Source organism: Streptomyces sp. CB01201 (genome assembly GCF_002803085.1).
Classification (GTDB): Bacteria; Actinomycetota; Actinomycetes; order Streptomycetales; family Streptomycetaceae; genus Streptomyces; species Streptomyces hundungensis.
In genome coordinates this window covers 18637-44410 of record NZ_NNBJ01000015.1, presented here as the reverse complement: position 1 = coordinate 44410, position 25774 = coordinate 18637, and the positions used below count along the sequence as shown (strand labels likewise).

At 68.5% G+C, this 25774-nt stretch carries 24 protein-coding genes and 4 tRNA genes; 7 read left to right on the top strand and 21 right to left on the bottom strand.

The window, feature by feature from the left end; translation table 11 throughout:
* Positions 1–16 precede the first annotated feature (16 nt).
* The 10 genes from CG740_RS28145 to CG740_RS28095 all read right to left on the bottom strand — a co-directional run bounded on the left by CG740_RS28145 (position 17) and on the right by CG740_RS28095 (position 13448).
* Positions 17–3916, bottom strand: a complete 3900-nt coding sequence (locus CG740_RS28145; protein ID WP_100578088.1) for a DNA-directed RNA polymerase subunit beta' — start codon at positions 3914–3916, stop codon at positions 17–19.
* A gap of 99 nt (positions 3917–4015) precedes the next feature.
* Entirely contained in the window at positions 4016–7501 is a 3486-nt protein-coding gene (rpoB, locus tag CG740_RS28140) for a DNA-directed RNA polymerase subunit beta (protein WP_100578087.1), read from the bottom strand.
* 610 nt (positions 7502–8111) lie between these two features.
* A complete protein-coding gene (rplL, locus tag CG740_RS28130; protein WP_100578086.1) occupies positions 8112–8495 on the bottom strand; it encodes a 50S ribosomal protein L7/L12 in 384 nt (127 codons plus the stop codon).
* 113 nt (positions 8496–8608) lie between these two features.
* Positions 8609–9139, bottom strand: a complete 531-nt coding sequence (gene rplJ / locus CG740_RS28125; protein WP_053731188.1) for a 50S ribosomal protein L10 — start codon at positions 9137–9139, stop codon at positions 8609–8611.
* 267 nt (positions 9140–9406) lie between these two features.
* Positions 9407–10351 carry a hypothetical protein gene (locus CG740_RS28120; RefSeq protein WP_159030420.1) on the bottom strand — a complete coding sequence of 315 codons (945 nt, stop codon included), beginning with the start codon at positions 10349–10351 and terminating at the stop codon, positions 9407–9409.
* Positions 10352–10526: 175 nt separating this feature from the next.
* Positions 10527–11249: a 50S ribosomal protein L1 gene (rplA, locus tag CG740_RS28115; RefSeq protein ID WP_100578084.1), complete on the bottom strand. Its 723-nt coding sequence runs from the start codon at positions 11247–11249 to the stop codon at positions 10527–10529.
* Positions 11250–11338: 89 nt separating this feature from the next.
* Positions 11339–11773, bottom strand: a complete 435-nt coding sequence (gene rplK / locus CG740_RS28110) for a 50S ribosomal protein L11 (protein WP_053731185.1) — start codon at positions 11771–11773, stop codon at positions 11339–11341.
* A 186-nt stretch (positions 11774–11959) separates the two neighbouring features.
* Entirely contained in the window at positions 11960–12898 is a 939-nt protein-coding gene (gene nusG / locus CG740_RS28105) for a transcription termination/antitermination protein NusG (RefSeq protein WP_100578083.1), read from the bottom strand.
* A gap of 74 nt (positions 12899–12972) precedes the next feature.
* The gene (gene secE / locus CG740_RS28100) at positions 12973–13269 is read right to left on the bottom strand and encodes a preprotein translocase subunit SecE (protein ID WP_100578215.1); all 297 of its coding nucleotides are present in this window, start codon (positions 13267–13269) and stop codon (positions 12973–12975) included.
* Positions 13270–13375: 106 nt separating this feature from the next.
* Positions 13376–13448, bottom strand: a tRNA-Trp gene (locus tag CG740_RS28095).
* Positions 13449–13740: 292 nt separating this feature from the next.
* On the opposite strand from CG740_RS28095, the gene CG740_RS28090 reads away from it, so the two are divergent.
* Positions 13741–14979, top strand: a complete 1239-nt coding sequence (locus tag CG740_RS28090; protein WP_100578214.1) for a pyridoxal phosphate-dependent aminotransferase — start codon at positions 13741–13743, stop codon at positions 14977–14979.
* A 118-nt stretch (positions 14980–15097) separates the two neighbouring features.
* Positions 15098–16117 carry an adenosine deaminase gene (locus tag CG740_RS28085; protein ID WP_100578082.1) on the top strand — a complete coding sequence of 340 codons (1020 nt, stop codon included), beginning with the start codon at positions 15098–15100 and terminating at the stop codon, positions 16115–16117.
* Between the two features lie 37 nt (positions 16118–16154).
* On the opposite strand, the gene CG740_RS28080 is transcribed toward CG740_RS28085, so the two are convergent.
* The 6 genes from CG740_RS28080 to CG740_RS28055 all read right to left on the bottom strand — a co-directional run bounded on the left by CG740_RS28080 (position 16155) and on the right by CG740_RS28055 (position 18781).
* Positions 16155–17210 carry a UDP-N-acetylmuramate dehydrogenase gene (locus CG740_RS28080; RefSeq protein WP_100578081.1) on the bottom strand — a complete coding sequence of 352 codons (1056 nt, stop codon included), beginning with the start codon at positions 17208–17210 and terminating at the stop codon, positions 16155–16157.
* 84 nt (positions 17211–17294) lie between these two features.
* A complete protein-coding gene (locus CG740_RS28075; protein WP_100578080.1) occupies positions 17295–17729 on the bottom strand; it encodes a MaoC family dehydratase in 435 nt (144 codons plus the stop codon).
* 1 nt (position 17730) lies between these two features.
* Positions 17731–18183: a MaoC family dehydratase N-terminal domain-containing protein gene (locus CG740_RS28070; protein WP_100578079.1), complete on the bottom strand. Its 453-nt coding sequence runs from the start codon at positions 18181–18183 to the stop codon at positions 17731–17733.
* Between the two features lie 155 nt (positions 18184–18338).
* A complete protein-coding gene (gene rpmG / locus CG740_RS28065; protein WP_003956487.1) occupies positions 18339–18503 on the bottom strand; it encodes a 50S ribosomal protein L33 in 165 nt (54 codons plus the stop codon).
* An 88-nt stretch (positions 18504–18591) separates the two neighbouring features.
* A tRNA-Met gene (locus CG740_RS28060) sits at positions 18592–18664 on the bottom strand.
* Between the two features lie 44 nt (positions 18665–18708).
* Positions 18709–18781 (bottom strand) — tRNA-Thr (locus tag CG740_RS28055).
* Positions 18782–19039: 258 nt separating this feature from the next.
* Between CG740_RS28055 and CG740_RS28050 the strand changes: the two genes are divergently transcribed.
* Complete coding sequence (locus tag CG740_RS28050) at positions 19040–20311, top strand: amidohydrolase family protein (protein WP_199846599.1); 1272 nt, start codon at positions 19040–19042, stop codon at positions 20309–20311.
* Between the two features lie 98 nt (positions 20312–20409).
* Positions 20410–21066 carry an SDR family oxidoreductase gene (locus tag CG740_RS28045; protein ID WP_100578078.1) on the top strand — a complete coding sequence of 219 codons (657 nt, stop codon included), beginning with the start codon at positions 20410–20412 and terminating at the stop codon, positions 21064–21066.
* Positions 21067–21076: 10 nt separating this feature from the next.
* On the opposite strand, the gene CG740_RS28040 is transcribed toward CG740_RS28045, so the two are convergent.
* Positions 21077–21748 (bottom strand): hypothetical protein, encoded by a 672-nt coding sequence (locus CG740_RS28040; RefSeq protein ID WP_159030419.1) that lies wholly within the window; start codon positions 21746–21748, stop codon positions 21077–21079.
* A gap of 158 nt (positions 21749–21906) precedes the next feature.
* Positions 21907–21988: transfer RNA gene (locus CG740_RS28035), tRNA-Tyr, on the bottom strand.
* A gap of 226 nt (positions 21989–22214) precedes the next feature.
* Between CG740_RS28035 and CG740_RS28030 the strand changes: the two genes are divergently transcribed.
* From CG740_RS28030 to CG740_RS28020, 3 genes are all read left to right on the top strand, one after another.
* Entirely contained in the window at positions 22215–22703 is a 489-nt protein-coding gene (locus CG740_RS28030; RefSeq protein WP_100578076.1) for a YajQ family cyclic di-GMP-binding protein, read from the top strand.
* 108 nt (positions 22704–22811) lie between these two features.
* Positions 22812–23321 carry a methylated-DNA--[protein]-cysteine S-methyltransferase gene (locus tag CG740_RS28025; RefSeq protein WP_100578075.1) on the top strand — a complete coding sequence of 170 codons (510 nt, stop codon included), beginning with the start codon at positions 22812–22814 and terminating at the stop codon, positions 23319–23321.
* A complete protein-coding gene (locus CG740_RS28020) occupies positions 23318–23989 on the top strand; it encodes an alpha-ketoglutarate-dependent dioxygenase AlkB family protein (RefSeq protein WP_100578074.1) in 672 nt (223 codons plus the stop codon). The genes CG740_RS28025 and CG740_RS28020 overlap by 4 nt, the downstream gene beginning before the upstream one ends.
* 25 nt (positions 23990–24014) lie before the next feature.
* On the opposite strand, the gene CG740_RS28015 is transcribed toward CG740_RS28020, so the two are convergent.
* From CG740_RS28015 to htpX, 3 genes are all read right to left on the bottom strand, one after another.
* The gene (locus tag CG740_RS28015) at positions 24015–24284 is read right to left on the bottom strand and encodes a GlsB/YeaQ/YmgE family stress response membrane protein (RefSeq protein ID WP_100578073.1); all 270 of its coding nucleotides are present in this window, start codon (positions 24282–24284) and stop codon (positions 24015–24017) included.
* A 184-nt stretch (positions 24285–24468) separates the two neighbouring features.
* The gene (locus CG740_RS28010; RefSeq protein ID WP_100578072.1) at positions 24469–24861 is read right to left on the bottom strand and encodes a YccF domain-containing protein; all 393 of its coding nucleotides are present in this window, start codon (positions 24859–24861) and stop codon (positions 24469–24471) included.
* Positions 24858–25721, bottom strand: a complete 864-nt coding sequence (gene htpX, locus CG740_RS28005; protein ID WP_100578071.1) for a zinc metalloprotease HtpX — start codon at positions 25719–25721, stop codon at positions 24858–24860. The genes CG740_RS28010 and htpX overlap by 4 nt, the downstream gene beginning before the upstream one ends.
* Positions 25722–25774: the final 53 nt, after the last annotated feature.

Sequence of the window (25774 nt, the reverse complement as noted above, 5' to 3'; positions counted from 1 at the left end):
ACGTCGGACGTACGCCTTACTGGTTGTACGGACCGTAGTCGTAGTCCTCCAGCGGAACGGCCTGGCCGGAGCCGGTGCCGAACGGCGAGTAGTCGATGTCGTCGTAGCCGACGGCCGAGTACATCGCGGCCTTGGCCTCTTCGGTGGGCTCGACCCGGATGTTGCGGTAGCGGGACAGACCCGTACCGGCCGGGATGAGCTTACCGATGATGACGTTCTCCTTGAGGCCGATGAGGCTGTCGGACTTGGCGTTGATCGCCGCATCCGTCAGGACTCGGGTCGTCTCCTGGAAGGAGGCGGCCGACAGCCAGGATTCCGTCGCCAGCGAGGCCTTGGTGATACCCATCAGCTGCGGACGGCCGGAGGCCGGGTGGCCGCCTTCCGTGACCACACGACGGTTCTCGGTCTCGAACTTCGAGCGCTCGACGAGCTCGCCCGGCAGCAGCTCCGCGTCGCCGGACTCGATGATCGTCACGCGGCGCAGCATCTGCCGGATGATGATCTCGATGTGCTTGTCGTGGATCGACACGCCCTGCGAGTTGTAGACCTTCTGGACTTCGCCGACCAGGTGGACCTGGACCGCACGCTGACCGAGGATCCGCAGCACGTCGTGCGGGTTGGTGGCACCGACGGTGAGCTTCTGGCCCACCTCGACCGCGTCGCCCTCGCCGACCAGCAGACGGGCACGCTTGGAGATCGGGAACGCCGTCTCCTCGCTGCCGTCGTCCGGGGTGACGACGATCTTCTTGGTCTTCTCGGTCTCCTCGATCCGGACGCGGCCCTTGGCCTCCGAGATCGGCGCGACACCCTTGGGCGTACGGGCCTCGAAGAGCTCGACGACACGCGGCAGACCCTGCGTGATGTCGTCACCGGCCACACCACCGGTGTGGAAGGTACGCATCGTCAGCTGGGTACCGGGCTCACCGATGGACTGGGCGGCGATGATGCCGACCGCCTCACCGATGTCGACCAGCTTGCCGGTGGCGAGCGAGCGTCCGTAGCAGAAGGCACAGGTGCCGACCGCGGACTCACAGGTCAGGACCGAGCGGGTCTTGACCTCCTCGACACCCGCACCCACGAGGGCGTCGATGAGCACGTCACCGAGGTCCACGTTGGCCGGCGCGATGACCTTGCCGTCGACGACGACGTCCTCGGCGAGCATGCGGGCGTAGACGGAGGTCTCGACGTCCTCGGTCTTGCGCAGCACGCCGTCGGCGCCCCGCTCCGCGATCTTGAGCTTGAGGCCGCGGTCGGTGCCGCAGTCCTCCTCGCGGATGATGACGTCCTGCGAGACGTCCACCAGACGACGGGTCAGGTAACCCGAGTCGGCGGTACGCAGGGCGGTGTCGGCGAGACCCTTACGGGCACCGTGGGTCGAGATGAAGTACTCAAGCACGGTCAGGCCCTCGCGGAACGAGGCCTTGATCGGACGCGGGATGGTCTCGTTCTTCGCGTTCGACACCAGACCACGCATACCGGCGATCTGACGCATCTGCATCATGTTTCCTCGGGCACCCGAGTCAACCATCATGAAGATGGGGTTCGTCTTGGGGAAGTTCGCGTTCATCGCCTCGGCAACCTCGTTGGTCGCCTTGGTCCAGATCGCGATGAGCTCCTGCGTGCGCTCGTCCTTGGTGATCAGACCGCGCTCGTACTGCTTCTGGACCTTCTCGTCCTGCGCCTCGTAGCCCGCGACGATCGCCTTCTTGGCCTCGGGGACCACGACGTCGGAGATGGCCACGGTGACACCGGAACGGGTCGCCCAGAAGAAGCCGGCCGCCTTCAGGTTGTCGAGCGTCGCCGCCACGATGACCTTGGGGTAGCGCTCGGCGAGGTCGTTGACGATCTCGGAGAGCTGCTTCTTGCCCACCGAGTAGTCGACGAACGGGTAGTCCTCGGGCAGCAGCTCGTTGAAGAGCGCGCGGCCCAGGGACGTCCGCAGACGGAACGAGTCGCCCTGCTGCCAGGTCGTCTCGCCGTCCTCGTCGAGCGGCGGGGTCCAGCCGCGCGGCGGGACGGTGCCGATCGGGAAGCGGATGTCGACCTTCGCCTGGAGCGAGAGCTCCCGGGCGTCGAACGCCATGATCGCCTCGGCGGTCGAGTTGAAGGAGCGGCCCGCGCCCTTCACCTCGCGCTCCTCTTCGTCCGTGGTGAGGAAGAAGAGGCCGAGCACCATGTCCTGGGTCGGCATGGTGACGGGACGACCGTCGGCCGGCTTCAGGATGTTGTTCGAGGACAGCATCAGGATGCGGGCCTCGGCCTGCGCCTCCGCGGAGAGCGGCAGGTGGACGGCCATCTGGTCACCGTCGAAGTCCGCGTTGAACGCGGTGCAGACGAGCGGGTGGATCTGGATGGCCTTGCCCTCGACCAGCTGGGGCTCGAAGGCCTGGATGCCGAGGCGGTGCAGCGTGGGCGCACGGTTCAGCAGAACCGGGTGCTCGGCGATGACCTCTTCGAGGACGTCGTACACGACCGTGCGGCCGCGCTCGACCATCCGCTTGGCGCTCTTGATGTTCTGCGCGTGGTTCAGGTCGACCAGGCGCTTCATCACGAACGGCTTGAAGAGCTCAAGTGCCATGGCCTTGGGCAGACCGCACTGGTGCAGCTTCAGCTGCGGACCGACGACGATGACGGAACGCGCGGAGTAGTCCACACGCTTGCCGAGCAGGTTCTGACGGAATCGACCCTGCTTGCCCTTGAGCATGTCGGACAGCGACTTCAGCGGACGGTTGCCGGGGCCCGTGACCGGGCGACCACGACGGCCGTTGTCGAAGAGCGCGTCGACGGCCTCCTGAAGCATGCGCTTCTCGTTGTTCACGATGATCTCGGGGGCGCCGAGGTCAAGGAGTCGCTTGAGGCGGTTGTTGCGGTTGATCACGCGGCGGTACAGGTCGTTCAGGTCGGAGGTCGCGAAGCGGCCACCGTCCAGCTGCACCATCGGACGCAGGTCCGGCGGGATGACCGGCACGCAGTCGAGCACCATGCCCTTGGGGCTGTTGCTGGTCTGCAGGAACGCGGAGACGACCTTGAGGCGCTTGAGCGCACGGGTCTTCTTCTGGCCCTTGCCGGTGCGGATGATCTCGCGGAGGCGCTCGGCCTCCTCGTCGAGGTCGAAGGTCTCCAGGCGCTTCTGCAGGGCAGCGGCACCCATCGAGCCGTCGAAGTACGTGCCGAAACGGTCACGCAGCTCGCGGTAGAGCAGCTCGTCGCCCTCCAGGTCCTGGACCTTGAGGTTCTTGAAGCGGCTCCACACCTCGTCGAGACGGTCGATCTCGCGCTGCGAACGGTCGCGCAGCTGCTTCATCTCGCGCTCGGCACCCTCGCGCACCTTGCGGCGCACATCGGCCTTGGCACCCTCGGCCTCAAGCTCGGCGAGGTCCGTCTCAAGCTTCTTGGCGCGGGCTTCGAGGTCCGAGTCGCGACGGTTCTCGATCTGCTGACGCTCGACGGAGACGTGCGCCTCCAGCGACGGCAGGTCGCGCGTACGGCGCTCCTCGTCCACGAACGTGATCATGTACGCGGCGAAGTAGATGACCTTCTCAAGGTCCTTCGGCGCGAGGTCGAGCAGGTAGCCAAGACGCGACGGAACGCCCTTGAAGTACCAGATGTGGGTCACGGGAGCGGCAAGCTCGATGTGGCCCATCCGCTCGCGGCGCACCTTGGCACGCGTGACCTCTACGCCACAGCGCTCACAGATGATGCCCTTGAAGCGGACGCGCTTGTACTTGCCGCAGTAGCACTCCCAGTCCCGGGTCGGACCGAAGATCTTCTCGCAGAAGAGTCCGTCCTTTTCGGGCTTGAGGGTGCGGTAGTTGATGGTCTCCGGCTTCTTGACCTCACCGTGGGACCACTGACGAATGTCGTCAGCGGTGGCGAGGCCGATCCGCAGCTCGTCGAAGAAGTTGACGTCGAGCACTTGTCGTCAATCCCTCTTTCGGGGTCGATTCTTCAAGATGGTCTGAGGGGGGTCCTGGGACGGCGGGGGGTTCTCAGGGAGAACCCCCCGCCAGACCCGTCAGACCTCTTCGACGCTGCTCGGCTCGCGCCGGGACAGGTCGATACCGAGCTCCTCCGCAGCGCGGAAGACGTCCTCGTCCGTGTCGCGCATCTCGATGGACATGCCGTCCGAGGACAGCACCTCCACGTTGAGGCAGAGCGACTGCATTTCCTTGATGAGCACCTTGAAGGACTCGGGAATGCCGGGCTCGGGAATGTTCTCGCCCTTGACGATGGCCTCGTAGACCTTCACACGGCCGGTCACGTCGTCGGACTTGATGGTCAGCAGCTCCTGGAGTGCGTACGCGGCGCCATAAGCCTCCAGCGCCCACACCTCCATCTCACCGAAGCGCTGGCCACCGAACTGGGCCTTACCACCCAGCGGCTGCTGGGTGATCATCGAGTACGGACCGGTCGAGCGCGCGTGCAGCTTGTCGTCGACCAGGTGGTGCAGCTTCAGGATGTACATGTACCCGACCGAGATCGGGTCCGGGAACGGCTCGCCGGAGCGGCCGTCGAACAGGTTGGCCTTGCCCGAGGGCTGGACCAGCCGGTCCCCGTCGCGGTTCGGGATCGTGGCCTGGAAGAGGCCGGTGATCTCGTCCTCGCGGGCACCGTCGAAGACCGGGGTGGCGACGTTGGTACCGGCGGCGACCTGGTCGGCGCCGATGACCTGGAGACGCTGGGCCCAGTCGTCGGCGAGACCGGAGACGTCCCAGCCGCGGCTGGCGAGCCAGCCGAGGTGGATCTCCAGCACCTGTCCCGGGTTCATTCGGGACGGCACACCGAGCGGGTTGAGGATGATGTCGACCGGGGTTCCGTCCTCAAGGAACGGCATGTCCTCGATCGGGAGGATCTTCGAGATGACGCCCTTGTTGCCGTGACGGCCGGCGAGCTTGTCACCATCCGTGATCTTGCGCTTCTGCGCCACGTAGACCCGAACCAGCTGGTTCACGCCCGGCGGCAGCTCGTCGCCCTCTTCACGGTCGAAGACGCGGACGCCGATGACCTTGCCGGTCTCGCCGTGCGGCACCTTCAGCGAGGTGTCACGCACCTCGCGGGCCTTCTCACCGAAGATCGCGCGCAGCAGGCGCTCCTCCGGCGTCAGCTCGGTCTCACCCTTGGGCGTGACCTTGCCGACGAGGATGTCGCCGGCGACGACCTCGGCACCGATACGGATGATGCCGCGCTCGTCGAGGTCGGCGAGGACCTCCTCGGAGACGTTCGGGATGTCCCGGGTGATCTCCTCCGGGCCGAGCTTGGTGTCACGGGCGTCGACCTCGTGCTCCTCGATGTGGATCGAGGAGAGGACGTCGTCCTGCACGAGGCGCTGCGACAGGATGATCGCGTCCTCGTAGTTGTGACCCTCCCACGGCATGAACGCCACGAGCAGGTTCTTGCCCAGCGCCATCTCACCCTGCTGGGTGGCGGGACCGTCGGCCAGGACCTGGCCCTCGATCACGCGGGCGCCCTCGTCCACGACAACCTTCTGGTTGACCGAGGTGCCCTGGTTGGAGCGGGAGAACTTGGCGATCCGGTACGTGGTGTACATGCCGTCGTCGTTGGCGACGGTGATGTAGTCCGCGGAGACCTCCTGGACGACACCCGCCTTCTCCGCCTTGATGACGTCACCGGCGTCGACCGCGCAGCGGTACTCCATGCCGGTGCCGACCAGCGGCGCCTCGGACGTGATCAGCGGCACGGCCTGACGCATCATGTTCGCGCCCATGAGGGCACGGTTGGCGTCGTCGTGCTCAAGGAACGGGATCATGGCGGTCGCGACCGACACCATCTGGCGCGGCGAGACGTCCATGTAGTCGACCTCGGTGCCGGGCACGTAGTCGACCTCGCCACCACGGCGGCGAACGAGGACGCGCGGCTCGGTGAACCGCATCTCGTCACTGAGCGCGGCGTTGGCCTGCGCGATGACGAAGCGGTCCTCCTCGTCGGCGGTGACGTAGTCGACCTCGTCGGTGACCTGGCCGTCGACGACCTTGCGGTACGGCGTCTCGATGAAGCCGAACGCGTTGACGCGGCCGTACGAGGCGAGCGAACCGATCAGACCGATGTTCGGGCCTTCGGGCGTCTCGATCGGGCACATGCGGCCGTAGTGCGACGGGTGCACGTCACGGACCTCGAAGCCGGCCCGCTCACGCGAGAGACCACCCGGGCCGAGCGCCGACAGACGGCGCTTGTGGGTGAGACCCGACAGCGGGTTGTTCTGGTCCATGAACTGCGACAGCTGGCTGGTGCCGAAGAACTCCTTGATGGAGGCGACGACCGGCCGGATGTTGATCAGGGTCTGCGGCGTGATCGCCTCGACGTCCTGGGTCGTCATGCGCTCACGCACGACGCGCTCCATACGAGCCAGACCCGTGCGGACCTGGTTCTGGATGAGCTCGCCGACGTTGCGCAGACGACGGTTGCCGAAGTGGTCGATGTCGTCGGTCTCGACGACGATGTTCCGACCCGACTCGCCGACCGTCTCGGTCTCACCGGCGTGCAGCTTGACCAGGTACTTGATGGTCGCGATGACGTCGTCGGTGGTGAGCACGCCGGCGTCCAGCGGCTCGTCCGCGCCGAGCTTCTTGTTCACCTTGTAGCGGCCGACCTTGGCGAGGTCGTAGCGCTTCGGGTTGAAGTAGAGGTTCTCAAGCAGCGTCTGAGCGGCCTCGCGCGTCGGCGGCTCGCCCGGACGCAGCTTGCGGTAGATGTCGAGCAGCGCGTCGTCCTGGCCCTGGGTGTGGTCCTTCTCCAGGGTGGCGCGCATGGACTCGTACTCGCCGAACTCCTCCAGGATCTGCTCGGTGGTCCAACCGAGAGCCTTGAGCAGGACGGTGACGGACTGCTTGCGCTTGCGGTCGATGCGGACACCGACCATGTCGCGCTTGTCGATCTCCATCTCCAGCCAGGCACCCCGGGACGGGATGATCTTGGCCGTGAAGATGTCCTTGTCGGACGTCTTGTCGATGTTGGAGTCGAAGTAGACACCCGGCGAGCGGACCAGCTGCGACACGACGACACGCTCGGTGCCGTTGATGACGAAGGTGCCCTTGTTGGTCATGAGCGGGAAGTCGCCCATGAAGACCGTCTGGGACTTGATCTCGCCGGTCTCGTTGTTGGTGAACTCGGCGGTGACGAAGAGCGGGGCCGCGAACGTGAAGTCGCGCTCCTTGCACTCGTCGATCGAGTTCTTCGGCGGCTCGAAGCGGTGGTCGCGGAAGGTCAGGGACATCGACCCGGAGAAGTCCTCGATCGGGGAGATCTCTTCGAAGATCTCCTCCAGACCGGACTTGGTGGGGACGTCCTGCCCACTCTCAAGAGCGGCCTCGACCCGAGACTTCCAAGCGGCATTGCCGAGCAGCCAGTCAAAGCTCTCGGTCTGCAGCGCAAGAAGGTTCGGAACCTCAAGCGGCTCCTTGATCTTTGCAAAAGAGATGCGCAGCGGGGCGGTGCTGGCGCCGTTGTTCGTATTGGCGGTCGAGGCGTTGCGCGAGGCGGCCAAGAGGGGGTCCTTCCGAGGGCTCGGACTCACTACGCGCGTACCGGTCCCACGTGGGCACAGGGAGAGACGTTTCCGAGTCGGCCGGGAAGGCCAGTTCAGGGCGGTTCAATCCGAGGTGCTCAAGCGAGGGCATGCCCCTGGTGACGGGCAGGGGACAGCTAACAGGCAGCGCAAAGGGACAGTGTAGCCACTCGGCACACTGATGTCCAGGGCGGATTTTCAGAGACCCGCATTGCTCTTCTCAAGTACCTCGGTACCTCGGTCAGCCGTGCGCCGCGCAGACGCAGATTAGTACTGCCCTCTTCGCCGTCGATCCATGCCTCGGATCCGGATCGTTGTGACGACGCGTCCTGAGAATTGCGCGCTGCGTGCGGTTCGTCAAGACCCCTCCGCTCCCCGGAGATCGCCGCGGGAGCCGTTGCGGGGCTACGCCTGCGTCCTCGCCGAGCAGACGGCGAAGATCACCATACTCCCCGAGCGGCACCGTGCAAGGCGCACGGCGCGGGTACGCCGAAGGGCGACCACCCGGATGGGTGATCGCCCTTGGCGGTGCCCAGCGGCGCGCGAGCGCGCCTGCCGGACGGTGCGGGCCCGTGGGACCCGCGAGGTGTTACTTGACCTCGACGGAGGCGCCGGCGCCCTTGAGGGACTCGGCGGCCTTCTCCGCGGCCTCCTTGGCGACCTTCTCCAGGACGGGCTTCGGGGCGCCGTCCACGAGGTCCTTGGCCTCCTTCAGACCCAGGGAGGTCAGCTCGCGCACGACCTTGATGACCTGGATCTTCTTGTCGCCGGCACCGGTGAGGATGACGTCGAACTCGTCCTGCTCCTCGGCGGCGGGGGCGTCGCCGCCACCCTGGGCCGGACCGGCAACGGCGACGGCCGCGGCGGCGGTGACGTCGAACTTCTCCTCGAAGGCCTTCACGAACTCGGAGAGCTCGATGAGGGTCATCTCCTCGAACTGGGCGAGCAGGTCTTCCTGGCTGAGCTTCGCCATGATGGGCGATCCTTCCACTAATTCGGCGGGTGCCGGATGTACATGTAGGCGGGCGTACGTTCGGCCCGCTGCGACCGTCGCCCTAGCGGGCGGCGATCATTGCGCGAGCCGAATTACTCGGCACCGCCCTGCTCGGCGAGCTTGACGCGAAGCGCTTCCGCAGTGCGGACGAACTTCGACGGCAGCGCCTGAAGGAGCGAGGCAGTCTGGGACTGCTTGCCCTTGAACGCGCCGGCCAGCTTGCTGAGCAGAACCTCGCGGGACTCAAGGTCCGCAAGCTTCTTGATCTCATCGGCGGACAGCGCCTTGCCATCAAGGACACCGCCCTTGATGATCAGGTTCGGGTTCTCCTTGGCGAAGTCACGAAGACCCTTCGCCGACTCCACCGGGTCACCGGTGATGAAGGCAACCGCCGTCGGACCGTTGAACTGGTCGTCGAGCGAAGTGATCCCGGCCTCGTTGGCCGCAATCTTGGTCAGCGTGTTCTTCACCACGGCGTACTGGGCGTTCTCACCGAGCGAACGACGCAGCGTCTTGAGCTGCGCCACGGTGAGACCCCGGTACTCGGTCAGCACGGCGGCGTTCGAGCTGCGGAACTGGTCCGCGAGCTCGGCTACCGCGGCAGCCTTGTCGGGCCTTGCCATAGAGCGTCGGCCTCCTTCCGGGTGATGAGGACCGCTCAGAAGGGGCTGAACAAAACGAAACGCCCCGGCGCAGGCGCACGGGGCGTAGCTCAACCAGCTGCACTCAGAAGAGGAACATCCGGGAACTTTCCACGGTCACCTGCGCGGGTCGTCCGCATTCAGCGGATCCTTCGGCCACCGCCCCCTCAGATGAAGGCACGGCAACGACCAGCGGTCTTTGGCTTCTGGGAGAGCGTACGTTACGTCGTCCGGGTCAGGCAAATCCGCTCAAGCGGCGCCGCCCGTGCCGGCTCCGGCGCCCTTCATCATCTCGGCGATGTCGAACGTCTCGGCCGCCGGAGGGGCCGTGACCGCGACCTTGGTGCCGTAGTCCGCGTAGTGGGCGCTCATGGTGACCTTGCCCTCCGACATGTTCATGCCGACGTTCATCTGCACCGGGTAGCCGTCCTTGTTGATCCAGAGCTCGGTGTCGTAGCTCTTGATGCCGGCCTTCTTCACGCTGTCGAGGAGCTTCTGGCGGTCCTGGGCGGACATGCCGTCGAGGGCCTGGTTGTTCGCCGCCATCTCGTCCAGCGTCAGGGTGCCCTTGTAGTGCTCCGCCGGGGCTCCGTCGATCTGCTCGGTGCCGAGGTGCTTCACGTTCGGCGAGTCCGTCAGGATGGCGAGCTGCTGGGCCGGGTCCTGCTTCTGGGCGCTGCCGGTCAGCGCCTGGGTCGACGCCCCGCCGCCTGCGGCCCCGGCCAGGGCGCCGAGGTCCATCTTCATCCAGTGCTTGCCGTCCATCTCCTTGGCGGCTGCCGCCCCCATGTCCATGTACATGACGTTGTCGAGCTGGACCATCCGGATCTTCCCCCCCAGGTCCTTGCCACCCTGGGCCAAGGCCGAGCCGCTCATGGTCATGTCCATCGCGGCCGGGTCCCACGACTGGATGCCGGACATCTCCATGTCCCCCGCGCCCGCCCCGGCCGTGCCCGTGGCCCCGGCCGGGAGCGACAGCTTCATGGTGACCTTCGCCGACTTGGCCGCCGACGTCTTCTTGTAGGCCGCCTGGAGCGCCGTGCGGGCATCCTTCGGACTCGACTGCTGAGCCGCCTTCTTCGGTGCCTCGGCGGCCTTCTTGGAGTCACCGTCGCTCTGACATCCCGCGGTCGCCGCCACCAGGATTCCGACCGCCGCGAGAGATATCCCGGCGCGCTTGACGGACTTGCTCATTACGTCCCCACCCCATAGATCAAACTGACGAAAACCTTCACAACCGTAACTCAGCGCACTGACAGCCGACACAGAAAAAACCGGCCCCCGCCCCTCCGAAGAGGTGCGGGGGCCGGTCTCGGTACGCGGCGTACGTCGCCGTACGCGAACCCGCGACTGCCGGTGATCCTGGGGATCAGACGGCGGCCGGGTCCTCCTCGACGAGGAGGTTGCGGGTGCGGTTCTGGTCCAGGGTGATACCGGGGCCCATCGTGGTGGTGATGGTCGCCTTCTTGATGTACCGGCCCTTGGCGGCGGACGGCTTCAGACGGAGGATCTCCTCCAGAGCCGCACCGTAGTTCTCCACCAGCTTGGCGTCGTCGAAGGACACCTTGCCGATGATGAAGTGCAGGTTCGAGTGCTTGTCGACGCGGAACTCGATCTTGCCGCCCTTGATGTCCTCGACGGCCTTGGCGACGTCGGGGGTGACCGTGCCGGTCTTCGGGTTCGGCATCAGACCACGGGGACCGAGCACGCGGCCGAGGCGGCCGACCTTGCCCATGAGGTCCGGGGTGGCGACGACGGCGTCGAAGTCCAGACGGCCCTTCGCAACCTCGTCGATGAGCTCGTCGGAGCCGACGATGTCGGCGCCCGCGGCAAGCGCGGCCTCGGCACGGTCGCCGGTCGCGAAGACCAGGACCCGGGCGGTCTTACCGGTGCCGTGCGGGAGGTTCACGGTGCCACGGACCATCTGGTCGGCCTTGCGCGGGTCGACACCCAGGCGGAAGGCGACCTCGACGGTGCCGTCGAACTTGGTCGTGGAGGTCTCCTTGGCGAGACGGACCGCCTCAAGCGGCGCGTACAGCTTGTCCGCGTCGATCTTGGCGTCCGCAGCGCGGAGAGTCTTGCTGCGCTTCACTTCAGCTCCTGTAATGGTTCAGGCATGGAGTCGTGGTGCGGGCCAGCGCTTGGCCCTACCACTGGAGGTCAAACGGGGGTGAGCTGAGATCAGCCCTCGACCGTGATGCCCATGGAACGGGCGGTGCCAGCGATGATCTTCGACGCGGCGTCAAGGTCGTTGGCGTTCAGGTCGGCGAGCTTCGTCGTGGCGATCTCGCGAACCTGGGCCTCGGTGATCTTCGCGACCTTGGTCTTGTGGGGCTCGCCGGAGCCCTTCTCGACACCAGCGGCCTTGAGGATCATCTTCGCGGCCGGCGGCGTCTTGGTGATGAAGGTGAAGGAGCGGTCTTCGTAGACCGTGATCTCCACCGGGATCACCCAGCCACGCTGCGACTCGGTCGCGGCGTTGTAGGCCTTGCAGAACTCCATGATGTTGACGCCGTGCTGGCCGAGCGCGGGGCCGACCGGCGGGGCCGGGTTCGCCGCACCGGCGTTGATCTGGAGCTTGATAAGCCCCGTGACCTTCTTCTTCTTGGGAGGCATTGCTCTCTCCGGGTCCTAGTGAGAGTGAACCGCCTTCATCCGTTCAACCGGATGGAGGCATACCGCACAACGATAACGGGTATAGCTGTGCGGCTAAAAACCGAGCAGGTCAGAGGGGCTGCGAGAGCTCCTCTGACCTGCTCGGAAGTGCTGGTTCCAGAAAGCGTTCCAGGTGGCCGGAAGGCGTCAGTTCTTCTGGATCTGATCGAAGCTGAGCTCGACCGGGGTCTCGCGGCCGAAGATCTCGACGAGGCCCTTGACCTTCTTCGAGTCGGCGTTGATCTCGTTGATGGTCGCCTGGAGCGTCGCGAACGGGCCGTCGGTGACGGTGACCGAGTCGCCGACCTCGAAGTCCAGGACCTGGACCTCGACCTTGCGCTGCGGAGCCGGCTTGCCCTCGGCCTCCGCGGCCTCGCGGGCGGCCTTCTCCTCGGCCTCGGGGGCGAGCATCTTGACGATCTCGTCGAGCGTCAGCGGGTACGGGTCGTAGGCGTTGCCCACGAAGCCGGTGACACCGGGGGTGTTGCGGACGACGCCCCAGGACTCGTTCGTCAGATCCATGCGGACGAGAACGTAACCGGGCAGCTTGTTCTGCCGGACGTTCTTGCGCTCGCCGTTCTTGATCTGGACGATCTCCTCTTCGGGGACCTCGGCCTGGTAGATGAACTCCTCGACGTTCAGCGAGACGGCACGCTGTTCGAGGTTGGCCTTCACACGCTTCTCGTAACCGGCGTACGTGTGGATGACGTACCACTCGCCGGGCAGGAAGCGAAGCTCCTGGCGCAGGGCCTCGACCGGGTCGACGGGGGCGGCGGGCTCCGCCGGCTCCTCGTCCTCGGTGGGCTCCTCGGACTCCTCGGACTCTGCGTCCTCGTCCTCGTCCTCGACGGAGGCCTCGGCCTCGTCGGCGTCCTCGTCGGTGGCGTCCTCGGTCACGTCGGAGGCCTCGGCCTCTTCGGCCTCGGCGTCATCGGAGTCGACGTGCAGGGCAGCCTCTTCGGCCGCTTCGCCCGCAGCGGCGTCGGCAGCCTCGGCCTCGTCCTCGTCGGCCGCCTCGATGATCTTGATCTCGTCCTCGACGGACTCGACCGACTCGGAGGCGTCGTTCAGGTTCGGGTCAGACACGGTGGCTGCTTCTTCCTGGCTACAGATGGGGTGGAACGCGCGAAAGGGGCGCCGATGAGGGGCGCCCTTCGCGATCAGCCGAAGACGTACTTGACTACCTGCGAGAAGCCGGAGTCAATCAACGTCACAATGCCGATCATGATGACGACGAACACGATCACGACCGTGGTGTACGTCGTCAGCTGGCTGCGTGTCGGCCAGACAACTTTACGGAGTTCGGCAACAACCTGCCGGTAGAAGAGCGCGAGACGGCCCACAGGGCCCTTCTTGCCGCGCTTACCGCCCTTGCGGGCCTTCTTCTTCGCATCCTTGGACTCCGCTGCCTCGTCCTGGGCATCAGGCATGTCGATGGAGCCCACGGCGTCCGTCACGCTTCTCACCTGATTCCGGGTCATGGCCGTGCCGCGCCCGGTGGAGCCGCACGGCGGTGCATTGAAGTACGTACATGCGCACACATCCTGGCGAAGGTGTGTGTAGCAGGGCCGGAGGGACTTGAACCCCCAACCGCTGGTTTTGGAGACCAGTGCTCTACCAATTGAGCTACGACCCTTTGTGGTTCCCCCAACCTACCGCATGTGATGCTGCGGTTGGTGAGGACCAACAGGCAGTGAGTGTACGTGGTCAGGGGCCCGGCGTCGAACAGCTTCCTCCCGAGCCCCTCCGGACCGCCGCCGTACCGTCCTTCCGCCGGCCTTCTCGGCGCCCGCCCCAGGCCTTCCCACGGCCTTCCCACGGCCTCCGCACGGCCGCTGCGAGAAGCCCTCTCGGACTCCTGTCCACATGCTGACCGGTCCGTGAAACGCGGGTGCCCGGCCCGTTGGCGTTCTGGGACCATGGCCCGCATGAGCGCTGCAACTCCCCCGCCTTCCTCCCCCACCGAGCGCCGGGTCTCCGCGCGCATCGGCGCCATCTCCGAGTCCGCGACCCTCGCCGTCGACGCCAAGGCCAAGGCCCTCAAGGCCGCCGGGCGTCCGGTCATCGGTTTCGGCGCGGGCGAGCCCGACTTCCCGACGCCCGACTACATCGTCGAGGCCGCGGTCGAGGCCTGCCGCAACCCGAAGTACCACCGCTACACGCCGGCCGGGGGCCTGCCCGAGCTCAAGGCCGCGATCGCCGCGAAGACACTGCGCGACTCCGGTTACGAGGTCGACGCCTCGCAGGTCCTGGTGACCAACGGCGGCAAGCAGGCGATCTACGAGGCCTTCGCGGCGATCCTCGACCCGGGCGACGAGGTCATCGTCCCGGCCCCGTACTGGACCACCTATCCCGAGTCGATCCGGCTCGCAGGCGGTGTCCCGGTGGACGTCGTGGCCGACGAGACGACCGGGTACCGGGTCTCGGTGGAGCAGCTGGAGGCGGCCCGTACCGAGCGGACGAAGGTCGTCCTGTTCGTCTCCCCGTCCAACCCGACCGGCGCCGTCTACAGCGAGGCCGACGCCGAAGCCATCGGGCGCTGGGCCGTCGAGCACGGCCTGTGGGTGATGACGGACGAGATCTACGAGCACCTGGTGTACGGCAGCGCCGCGTTCACCTCGCTGCCCGCGATCGTGCCCGAGCTGCGCGACAAGTGCATCGTCGTCAACGGCGTCGCCAAGACCTTCGCGATGACCGGCTGGCGGGTGGGCTGGATCATCGGCCCGAAGGACGTCGTCAAGGCCGCGACCAACCTCCAGTCGCACGCCACGTCCAACGTCTCCAACGTGGCGCAGATCGCCGCGCTCGCCGCGGTCTCCGGGAACCTGGACGCGGTGGCGAGGATGCGGGAGTCCTTCGACCGGCGCCGCACGACGATGGTGCGCATGCTGAGCGAGATCGACGGCGTGATCTGCCCCACGCCCGAGGGCGCCTTCTACGCCTACCCGTCGGTCAAGGGCCTGCTCGGCAAGGAGATCCGCGGCAAGCGCCCGGCGACCTCGGCCGAGCTCGCCGCGCTGATCCTGGACGAGGCCGAGGTCGCGGTCGTCCCCGGCGAGGCCTTCGGCACACCGGGCTATCTGCGGCTCTCGTACGCGCTGGGCGACGAGGACCTCGTCGAGGGCGTCTCGCGGATCCAGAAGCTGCTGGCGGAGGCCCGGGACTAGATTCCGGCGGGTCGTGCGGCGGGAGCGGGCCCCGGTGGGGCCCGCTTCTGCGTTCGGGGCCGGCCCCGATCGGGGAAAGGGGCTGCCGGATTCCGGCCGGGTGCGGCAAGATCCCTGGATGGAGCACGTTCGCGACGTACGAGATCTGCCGAAGGCCCATCTGCATCTGCACTTCACCGGGTCGATGCGGCCCTCGACCCTGCTGGAGCTCGCCGACAAGTACGGCGTACGGCTGCCCGAGGCGCTGACCAGCGCGGAGCCGCCGAAGCTGCGGGCCACCGACGAGCGCGGCTGGTTCCGCTTCCAGCGCCTCTACGACACCGCGCGCTCGTGTCTGCGCGCCCCCGAGGACATCCAGCGGCTGGTGCGCGAGGCGGCCGAGGAGGACGTCCGGGACGGCTCCGGCTGGCTGGAGATCCAGGTCGACCCGACCTCGTACGCCCCGCTGCTCGGCGGTCTGATCCCGGCCCTGGAGATCATCCTGGACGCGGTCGACGCGGCCTCGCGCGAGACCGGGCTCGGCATGCGCGTCGTGGTCGCGGCGAACCGCATGAAGCACCCCCTCGACGCACGCACCCTGGCCCGGCTCGCGGTCCGCTACGCCGATCGCGGGGTCGTCGGCTTCGGCCTGTCCAACGACGAACGCCGGGGCATGGCAAGGGACTTCGACCGCGCCTTCGCGATCGCCCGCGAGGGCGGGCTGCTCGCGGCCCCGCACGGCGGCGAGCTCTCCGGACCGTCCTCGGTGCGCGACTGCCTCGACGACCTGCACGCGCGGCGGGTCGGGCACGGGGTGCGGGCCGCGGAGGACCCCCGCCTGCTGCGCCGCCTCGCCGAGAAGGGCATCACCTGCGAGGTGTGCCCCGCGTCCAACGTCGCCCTCGGCGTCTACGAGAAGCCCGAGGACGTGCCGCTACGCGTGCTGTACGACGCCGGCGTCCCGATGGCCCTGGGTGCGGACGACCCGCTGCTCTTCGGCTCCCGGCTGGCCGCCCAGTACGACATCGCCCGCCACCACCACGCCTTCGACGACACCGAGTTGGCGGAGCTGGCCCGCCAGTCGATCCGGGCGTCGGCGGCCCCCGCGGACATCCGGGGGGAACTTCTGGCGGGAGTGGATACCTGGCTGAAGGCCTGACGCCCGTCGACCCGTGCGGGGCTAGCTCTCCACCGGGTCAGATCTCCACCCCGACCGCCACCGGCTCGTTCACCAGGGTCACGCCGAACGCCAGCTCCACCCCGGCCACCACATCGCGGGCCAGGCCCAGCAGGTCCTCGGTGGTGGCGCCGCCGCGGTTGGTGAGGGCGAGGGTGTGCTTGGTGGAGATGCGGGCGGGCCCCGTCCCGTACCCCTTGGTGAAGCCCGCCTTGTCGATCAGCCAGGCCGCCGAGGTCTTCGTACGGTCGGTGCCGACGGGCCACGCGGGCGGCGCCACGTCCGCGCCGAGCCGCTCCTGGGCGCGGGCGAGGAACGCGGCGTACGCCTCGTTGGGCAGGATCGGGTTGGTGAAGAAGGAGCCGGCCGACCAGGTGTCGTGGTCCTCCGGGTCGAGCACCATCCCCTTGCCGGCCCGCAGCTTCAGGACGGTCTCGCGGGCAGTGGCGGCCGGGACCCGGTCACCGGGTTCGACGCCCAGGGTGCGGGCGGTCTCGGCGTACTTGACCGGCGCCGAGAGCCCACCGGCGTCCTCCAGCTCGAAGACGACGCGGAGCACGACGTAGCGGTCGGGGTGCTGCTTGAAGCGGCTGTGCCGGTACGAGAAGTCGCACTCGGCGTTGGTGAGCGTGACGGTGGCGCCCTCGACGCGGTCGTAGGCGACGACGTGCGTGATGGTGCTGGAGACTTCCTGCCCGTACGCCCCGACGTTCTGGATCGGGGTCGCGCCGGCCGAACCGGGAATGCCGGCCAGGCACTCGATCCCGGCCAGCCCGGCCTCCACGCTGCGGGCCACGGCGTCGCTCCACACCTCGCCGGCGGCGAGTTCGAGGCGCGTGCCGTCGAGCTCGAAGCCGCGGGTGGCGATGCGCAGGGCGGTACCGGCGAAGCCCTTGTCCCCGATCAGCAGGTTGCTGCCGCCACCGATGACGAGGAGCGGGGTCCCGCTGTCGTCGGCCTCGCGCACGGCGGCGACGATCTCGGCGTCGGTGGTCGCGGTGACGAGCCGGTCCGCCGGGCCGCCGAGGCGGAGGGTGGTCAGGGGGGCGAGGGGAGCGTCGTGAAGTTCCTGCACGGGGTCCAGCGTACGGGTGCGGCCCCGTGGGGGCCGCCGCCCCCGCCGGGTTCCGGGGGCCGCGACCCCCGGAACCTCCGCGGCTCAGGCCAGGCGGACGACCGCCCGGGACATGCCCAGGACCTTCTGGCCGGCGCTCGTCGCGGTGAGGTCCACCCGGACCGTGCGGGCCTCGTCGTCGAGCTTGGCCGCCACCTTGGCGGTGACCTCGATCAGTGCGCCGGTGTCGTCGTTGGGGACCACCACCGGCTTGGTGAAGCGGACGCCGTACTCCGCGACCGCGGCCGGGTCGCCGGCCCAGTCCGTGACCACTCGGATCGCCTCGGCCATCGTGAACATGCCGTGCGCGATGACGTCGGGCAGCCCGACCTCCTTCGCGAACTTCTCGTTCCAGTGGATCGGGTTGAAGTCACCGGACGCGCCCGCGTACTGCACGAGCGTGGCGCGGGTCACGGGGAAGGACGCGGACGGCAGCTCGGTGCCGGGCTCGACGTCCTCGTAACGGATCTTCGCGGTCATGTCAGGCCCCCTCGGCCGCTCGGGACACCAGCTTGGTCCAGGCGGTCACGACGTGTTCGCCGGCCTCGTCGTGGACCTCGCCCCGGATGTCCAGGATGTCGTTGCCCGCGAGGGACTTGATCGCGTCGATGGTGGAGGTGACCGTCAGCCGGTCGCCCGCGCGGACCGGGCGGGTGTACGCGAACTTCTGGTCGCCGTGCACCACCCGGCTGTAGTCCAGGCCCAGCTGCGGGTCCTGGACGACCTGGCCCGCAGCACCGAATGTGATGGCAAACACAAAGGTGGGCGGCGCGATGACATCGGCGTGCCCCAGCGCCTTGGCCGCCTCCGGGTCGGTGTAGGCGGGGTTCTCGTCCCCGACCGCCACCGCGAACTCGCGGATCTTCTCGCGGCCGACCTCGTACGGGGCGGTGGGCGGATAGGTCCGCCCCACGAAAGACTGGTCGAGCGCCATCGGGCGGCTACCTCCTGGGGATCAGGGTGGTGATGCGGTCTACGGAGAATTTAGTCGTACGCCTGGGAAACGCCGTACGCCCGGAAAACGCCGAGAGGCCGCCCCCCGGTATGGGGGACGACCTCTCGGACGAGCCTGAGTGCCAGACGCCGTGGTTAGCGGGTCTCGCGGTGCGCGGTGTGCGAGTTGCAGCGCGGGCAGTGCTTCTTCATCTCCAGTCGGTCCGGGTTGTTACGCCGGTTCTTCTTGGTGATGTAGTTCCGCTCCTTGCACTCCACGCAGGCCAGCGTGATCTTCGGGCGGACGTCGGTGGCAGCCACGTGAGTGCTCCTTGACGGACGGGTTGACGGATGAACGCATGAAAGAGTAGCCGATCGAAGGACCGACCCCACAATCGGCTACTGTGTGTAGCGGTGACCGGACTTGAACCGGTGACACAGCGATTATGAGCCGCTTGCTCTACCGACTGAGCTACACCGCTTTGACACGGATTCCCTCACCCGAAGGTGAGGGCTTCCGCACCAGAGCCCCAATACGGAATCGAACCGTAGACCTTCTCCTTACCATGGAGACGCTCTACCGACTGAGCTATTGGGGCGAGCGAGGAAGACATTACACGCTCTCTCGCCGATCGCCCAAATCCGTTTCGTGCCGCCCCCGAGCACCCCTCCCGAGGCCCTCCCCCACCGGTCTCGTAGGCCACTCAGGGCCACACCGGTACGACTATTTCGCTCCTCCTCGATGCGTGCCGTGGCCGCCCCTAGGCTCGCCTCACGCTGCGTGATCATGCCCGCCGCGCCCGATCACCCGAGCGCGATCAGCCGAGCCCGATCACCCGAGCCCGATCAGGAGCGCGATGTCCGACAGCCACCAGCAGCCGGCCCACTCCCCCGGCACCGGCGAAGGCCCCGATCCCGCCGCGGGCTCCTCGCTGCTGCTGTGCGGCGCCAGGCTCGCCGACGGGCGCACGGTGGACGTGCGGCTCGGCGGCGGTCGCATCGAGGCGGTGGGCACCGCGGGCAGCCTCACCGCGAACGGCTCCTCGCGGGTGGATCTGAACGGCTTCCTGCTGCTCCCCGCCCCGGCCGAGCCGCACGCCCACAGCGACACCGCCCTGACCGCCTCCAGCGCCGAGGGCCCGGTCTCGTACGCGGTCGAGGAGGTCCAGCGCCGGGCCACCGAGGCCGCCCTGCTCCAGCTCGGGCACGGCGCCACCGCGCTGCGCTCGCACGTACGCATCGACGAGGTCAGCGGCCTCGATCCGCTGGAGGCGGTGCTCCAGACCCGGCGCTCCCTGCGCGGCCTCACCGAGCTTGCGGTGGTCGCCGTGCCGCGCCTGCTCACCGGGGTGGCCGGCGCGGACGGGCTCGCCATGCTGCGGGACGCGGTCAAGATGGGCGCCTCCGTGGTGGGCGGCTGCCCGGATCTGGACGCCGATCCGGCCGGGTACGCCCAGGCCGTCCTGGAGCTCGCCGCCGAGCACGGCTGCGCGGTCGACCTGCACACCGACGGCGCCGATCCGGCCCGCCTCGCGCGGCTCGCGGCCATGTCCGGCGGCCTGCGCCCGGGCGTCACGATCGGCCCCTGCGGCGGCCTGTCCCGCCTTCCGCGCGACACCGCGGCCCGCGCCGCCGACCAACTCGCCTCCGCGGGTGTGGCGGTGATGTGCCTTCCGCAGGGCGGCTGCGGCATGACGGACCGTCAAGGAGCAGCACCAGTAAGGCTGTTGAGGGCTGCCGGGGTCCGACTGGCGGCGGGCAGCGGCGCGTTGCGGGACGTCTCCAATCCGGTCGGCCGGGGCGACCCCTTGGAGGCCGCCTACCTCCTCGCCTCCCAGGCCGGCATGCGGCCCGAGGACGCGTACGCGGCGGTCAGCACGGTGGCCCGCGAGTCGATGGGGCTGCCCGAGGTGCGGGTCGAGGCGGGCTTCCCCGCCGAACTGCTCGCGGTGCGCGGCGAACGCATCGCGGGCGTCCTCTCGCTCGCCTACAGCCGCATCGTCGTCCACCGCGGCCGGGTGGTGGCCCGTACGAGCGCGGTGCGCGAGTACTGCGACTCGGCCGCGGCGGTCGCCCTCGACCTGCCCCGGCAGGGGCGCACGGAATCGGGGCGCGGCGACGCGGGGTGAGGGCCCGGGTGAGGGCCCGGGTGCCGCCCGGTCCCTCCGCGCCACCGCTCCACCCGCTCCACCGGCGAGCGACGGCATCTCCGCGTACCGTCGGGAGCATGCGCATTGTCATCGCTGGAGGTCATGGTCAGATCGCGCTGCGGCTCGAACGCCTGCTGGCGGCGCGCGGCGACGAGGTGGCCGGAATCATCCGCAAGCCGGAACAGGCGGACGACCTGCGGAAGGTCGGCGCGGAGCCGGTGGTCCTCGACCTGGAGTCCGCGACGGTGGAGGCGGTCGCCGAGGCGCTCCAGGGCGCGGACGCGGTGGTGTTCGCGGCGGGCGCAGGCCCGGGCAGCGACGCCTCCCGCAAGGAGACGGTGGACCGCGGGGCGGCGGTCCTGCTCGCGGACGCGGCGGAGCGGGCGGGCGTACGCCGCTACGTCATCGTGTCGTCGATGGGCGCGGACTCGGCCCACCAGGGCGACGAGGTCTTCGACGAGTACCTGCGTGCCAAGGGCGCCGCCGACGACGCCGTACGCTCCCGCGAGCACCTGGACTGGACGGTCCTGCGCCCCGGCATGCTGACCAACGACGCGGGCAAGGGCCTGGTGACCCTGGCCGCCTCGACCGGCCGCGGCACGATCCCCCGCGACGACGTGGCCGCGGTCCTGGCCGAACTCGTGGACTCCCCCGCGACGGCGGGCCTCACCCTGGAGCTGATCAGCGGCTCGGCGCCGGTGGTGGTGGCCGTGAAGGGCGTGGCGGGAAACTGACCCGGCAGGACTAACCGGGGTCCGTGACGCTCGTGGGCTCCCCGAAGTCGCGCAGGGTGAGGGTGTTCTTGATCGCCGAGCCGTCGGGCGCGTGCAACTGCTGCTCCACGCGCACCACGCGCCCCTGCCCGTCGACCCAGAGGTCGCTGGCGACGGACCCGACGCCGTCGAGGTTGCCCGCGACGACGGGGTCGACCCCTTTCAGGTCGGCGGGCGTGATCCGGGCGGAGAGGCGCCACGTGGGACCGGTCCCCTCGTCGTCGCCGTCGACAGCCCGGGCTCCGTGGCCGATGAGCAGGCGGGCATATCCGGGCAGGTTCTTGGTGGGAATCCCGCCCTCCGCCGTGGCGGCGTCGAAGGGCTGCCAGGGTCCGCCTCCCGTCACAGGGCGGCGGTAGACATGGGCGGCCGTGATGACGACCTCCTCACCCGGATGGCCCCTGACCTGATCGTCGAGCCGCCCCGTGAGTGGACCGTTGAGGTTCACCCGGCCCTGCGACCGGTAAACCTGCACACCGTTCCGCAGTGAAGTCGCCTGCAACTGAACCGAATAGGGCCGTGTGCTCGCGCCGTCCAGAAGCTTCCCGACGTCCCGGGGCCGGGCCTCGCCGGAGCCCCCGCACCCGGACACCAGCAGCCCGGCCAGCGCCGCTCCACAGACCACGGCTCGTCGATTACGCATACGTCCCCACCTGCCCCCGGTCCCCCCATGGGCCAGATCCCCGCGACTCTAGACGGCCCCCACCGCCATCCCCCCGGCAGGGCAGCCCGTTCGGAAGGGGGCGCACAACGAAGAAACCCCTGGTGACCTTCTCAGGTCACCAGGGGTTTCACCCACTGTGGCGGCGCCAGGATTCGAACCTGGGTAGGCAGAGCCGACGGATTTACAGTCCGTTCCCATTGGCCACTCGGGCACACCGCCATGGGATGTCGCCTCCGGTTCCCGCTTTTCGGCGGTGCTCCGTGGCAACGACGTAAACGATACCCGATGCCCAGGGGTGCTTCGCCACCCCATTGATCAACGCTTCGCCCGGCATGGGGTGGCTAGGCTTTGGGGCGGTGGTTCGGCAGTGGGGCCGGGTCGCCGCGCGTTCGGCCGCAGGGCTCGTGCGCACCCGACACAGAACCGAACCAAGGAGCCACAGGACATGGCCGACTCCAGTTTCGACATCGTCTCGAAGGTCGAGCGGCAGGAGGTCGACAACGCCCTCAACCAGGCCGCGAAGGAGATCTCGCAGCGCTACGACTTCAAGGGCACCGACGCCTCGATCTCGTGGTCCGGCGAGAAGATCCTGATGCAGGCGAACGGCGAGGAGCGGGTCAAGGCGATCCTCGACATCTTCGAGACCAAGCTGATCAAGCGCGGCATCTCCCTGAAGTCGCTGGACGCGGGCGAGCCGCAGCTGTCCGGCAAGGAGTACAAGATCTTCGCCTCCATCGAGGAGGGCATCTCCCAGGAGAACGCCAAGAAGGTCGCGAAGGTCATCCGCGACGAGGGCCCCAAGGGCGTCAAGGCGCAGGTGCAGGGCGACGAGCTGCGCGTCTCCTCGAAGAGCCGCGACGACCTCCAGGCCGTCCAGGCCCTGCTCAAGGGCAAGGACTTCGATTTCGCGATCCAGTTCGTGAACTACCGCTGAGATCGTCCGCCCGATGCGCCGGCGTCCGGACGTGGTGTCCGAATTCCGCCAGCGCCACGCGGTCGAGGGTCGCAGACTCGATGTCGTACGCAAGGAAGGGAATGTGCGATGACTGTCTACGCGACCCTCGAAAGCCCTCTGGGTGAGCTGCTGCTGGTCGGGGAGGAGTCCGCGACCGCGCCGGGCGGGACCGCGCTGGTCTCGCTCTCCGTGCCGGGGCAGAAGGGCGGCGCCGTCGTCCAGGACGGGTGGCGGCACGCGCCGGACGCCTTCGACGCGATCGCCGCGCAGCTGCGGGCGTACTTCGCCGGCGAGCTGACCCGGTTCGACATCGAGTACGCCGCCGGCGCCCCCGGCACCGCCTTCCAGCGCCAGGTCTGGGCCGAGCTGGACGCGATCGAGTACGGGACGACGGTCTCGTACGGGGAGATCGCCCGGCGGCTCGGCGCCTCGGCCGTGTTGGTGCGGGCCGTGGGCACCGCCATCGGGCGGAACCCGCTGCTCGTGGTGCGACCCTGCCACCGCGTGATCGGCTCCGACGGCTCCCTCAAGGGGTACGCCGGCGGGCTGGAGCGCAAGCGGGCGCTGCTGGGGCTCGAAGGCGCCCCGACGTCATGAGCGAGGGGCTGTTCCGGCTGCCTCGGCCCGAGCGGGTCGAGGTCGCGCCGGGCGCGGTCCACATGCCGGGCTGGCTCTCGATCGCGCGGCAGCGGGAACTCGTCGCCGCCTGCCGGGAGTGGGCCCGGGGCCCCGTGCCGATCCGTCGCACCGAGCTGCCGGGCGGCGGTGTCATGTCGGTGCGGACGGTGTGCGTCGGGTGGCATTGGCAGCCCTATCGGTACACCCGGGTGGCCGATGATGTGAACGGGCTGCCCGTCGCCCCGTTCCCGGACTGGCTGGGCCAGTTGGGGCGGTCGGCGGTGGCTGCCGCGTACGGGGACGGTGCCGCCGCCGCGCGCTACGCGCCCGACACCGCGCTCATCAACTTCTATGACGACACCGCCAGGATGGGGCTGCACCAGGACAAGGACGAGAAGTCCGACGCGCCGGTCGTCTCGCTCAGCATCGGGGACAGCTGTGTCTTCCGGTTCGGCAACGCCGAGACCCGGGGGCGGCCCTACACCGATGTGGAGCTCGTGTCCGGCGACCTGTTCGTCTTCGGCGGGGCGTCCCGCTTCGCCTATCACGGTGTGCCCAAAGTGCTTCCGGGAACGGGCGAGCCGGCCACGGGCATGGCTCGTGGCCGGCTCAACATCACCCTGCGCGACACCGGGCTCGGCGGCTGACCGCCTTGCCGCGGTGGCCGGTTGGTCAGCGGCTGCGTGAATTGCCGAACAGGATGCGGTAGATGATCAGCAGCACCAGCGAGCCGCCGATCGCGGCCGCCCAAGTGGCGCCGTCGTAGAAGTGGTTGGCGATCGGGCGGTCCAGCCAGCGGGCCGATATCCAGCCGCCGACGAACGCTCCCGCGATACCGATGAGGGTCGTGCCGATCAGTCCGCCCGGGTCGCGGCCGGGGAGCAGGACCTTGGCGATCACCCCGGCGAGCAGGCCGAGAACGATCCAGCTGAAGATGCCCATTCCGGGAACCTGCCTTTCGTACGCGCTGCGCGGGGCATCTGCCGTATTGCGTAACCCCGCAACCATTCGGTCGTCGGGGAAGACGCCGTCGCGGCACGCACGGTTGCGCCTCGCTTCAGGGTGCGGCGCAGGCCACAGGGGCCGCCCCCGACGGCCCGCGGCAGGCTGCCGTCCCGCTCGCCCCTCAGCGCGCGGCGAACGGCTCGTCCGTGCGGACGATCTCCTTGCCCAGGGGCAGCAGCGACACCGGGAGCAGCTTGAAGTTGGCGATGCCCAGCGGGATGCCGATGATCGTGACGCACAGCGCGATGCCCGTGACGATGTGGCCGAGCGCCAGCCACCAGCCGGCGAGCACCAGCCACAGGACGTTGCCGACGCACGAGGGCGCGCCCGCGCCCTGCCGGTCGACGACCGTGTAGCCGAACGGCCAGAGGGCGTACACGCCGATGCGGAACGCCGCTATGCCGAACGGGATGCCGATGATGGTGACGCACAGCAGGACGCCCGCCAGCAGGTAGCCCAGGAACATCCAGAAGCCGCACAGGATCAGCCAGATGACGTTCAGGATTGTCTTCACGGGCGGCGACCTGCCATCTGTTCGAGTCGGGTGATGCGTTCCGCCATCGGCGGGTGGGTCGAGAACAGCTTGGACACTCCCTGACCGGGGCGGAAGGGGTTCGCGATCATCATGTGGCTGGCCGTCTCGATGCGCGGCTCGGGCGGCAGCGGCAGCTGCTGGGTGCCCGCTTCGAGCTTGCGCAGCGCGCTGGCCAGGGCCAGTGGATCACCGGTGAGCTGGGCGCCGGACGCGTCCGCCTCGTATTCGCGGGAGCGGCTGATCGCGAGCTGGATGACCGAGGCCGCGAGCGGGCCCAGGATCATGATCAGGAGCATGCCGAAGATGCCGGGGCCCTCGTCGTCGTTGGAGCGGCCGACGGGGATCAGCCAGGCGAAGTTGACCAGGAACATGATCACCGAGGCGAGCGCGCCGGCCACCGAGGAGATCAGGATGTCCCGGTTGTAGACATGGCTCAGTTCGTGCCCGATCACGCCCCGCAGCTCCCGCTCGTCGAGGATCTGCATGATCCCCTCCGTGCAGCAGACGGCCGCGTTGCGCGGGTTGCGGCCCGTCGCGAACGCGTTGGGGGCCTGCGTGGGCGAGATGTACAGCCGGGGCATGGGCTGGCGGGCCTGCGTCGAGAGCTCGCGGACCATCCGGTACAGGGCCGGGGCCTCGAACTCGCTGACCGGGCGGGCCCGCATGGCGCGCAGGGCCAGCTTGTCGCTGTTCCAGTACGCGTAGGCATTGGTGCCAAGGGCAATCAGAACCGCGACGATCAGCCCGGTGCGGCCGAAGAAGCTTCCGATGACGATGATGAGCGCGGACAGTCCTCCGAGGAGGACAGCTGTCCTCAGCCCGTTGTGCCGGCGGTGCACGGTACGCCCTCCAAGTGGTGCGGTGGGGAGCCATCGCTGGTGGTCCTTCCACT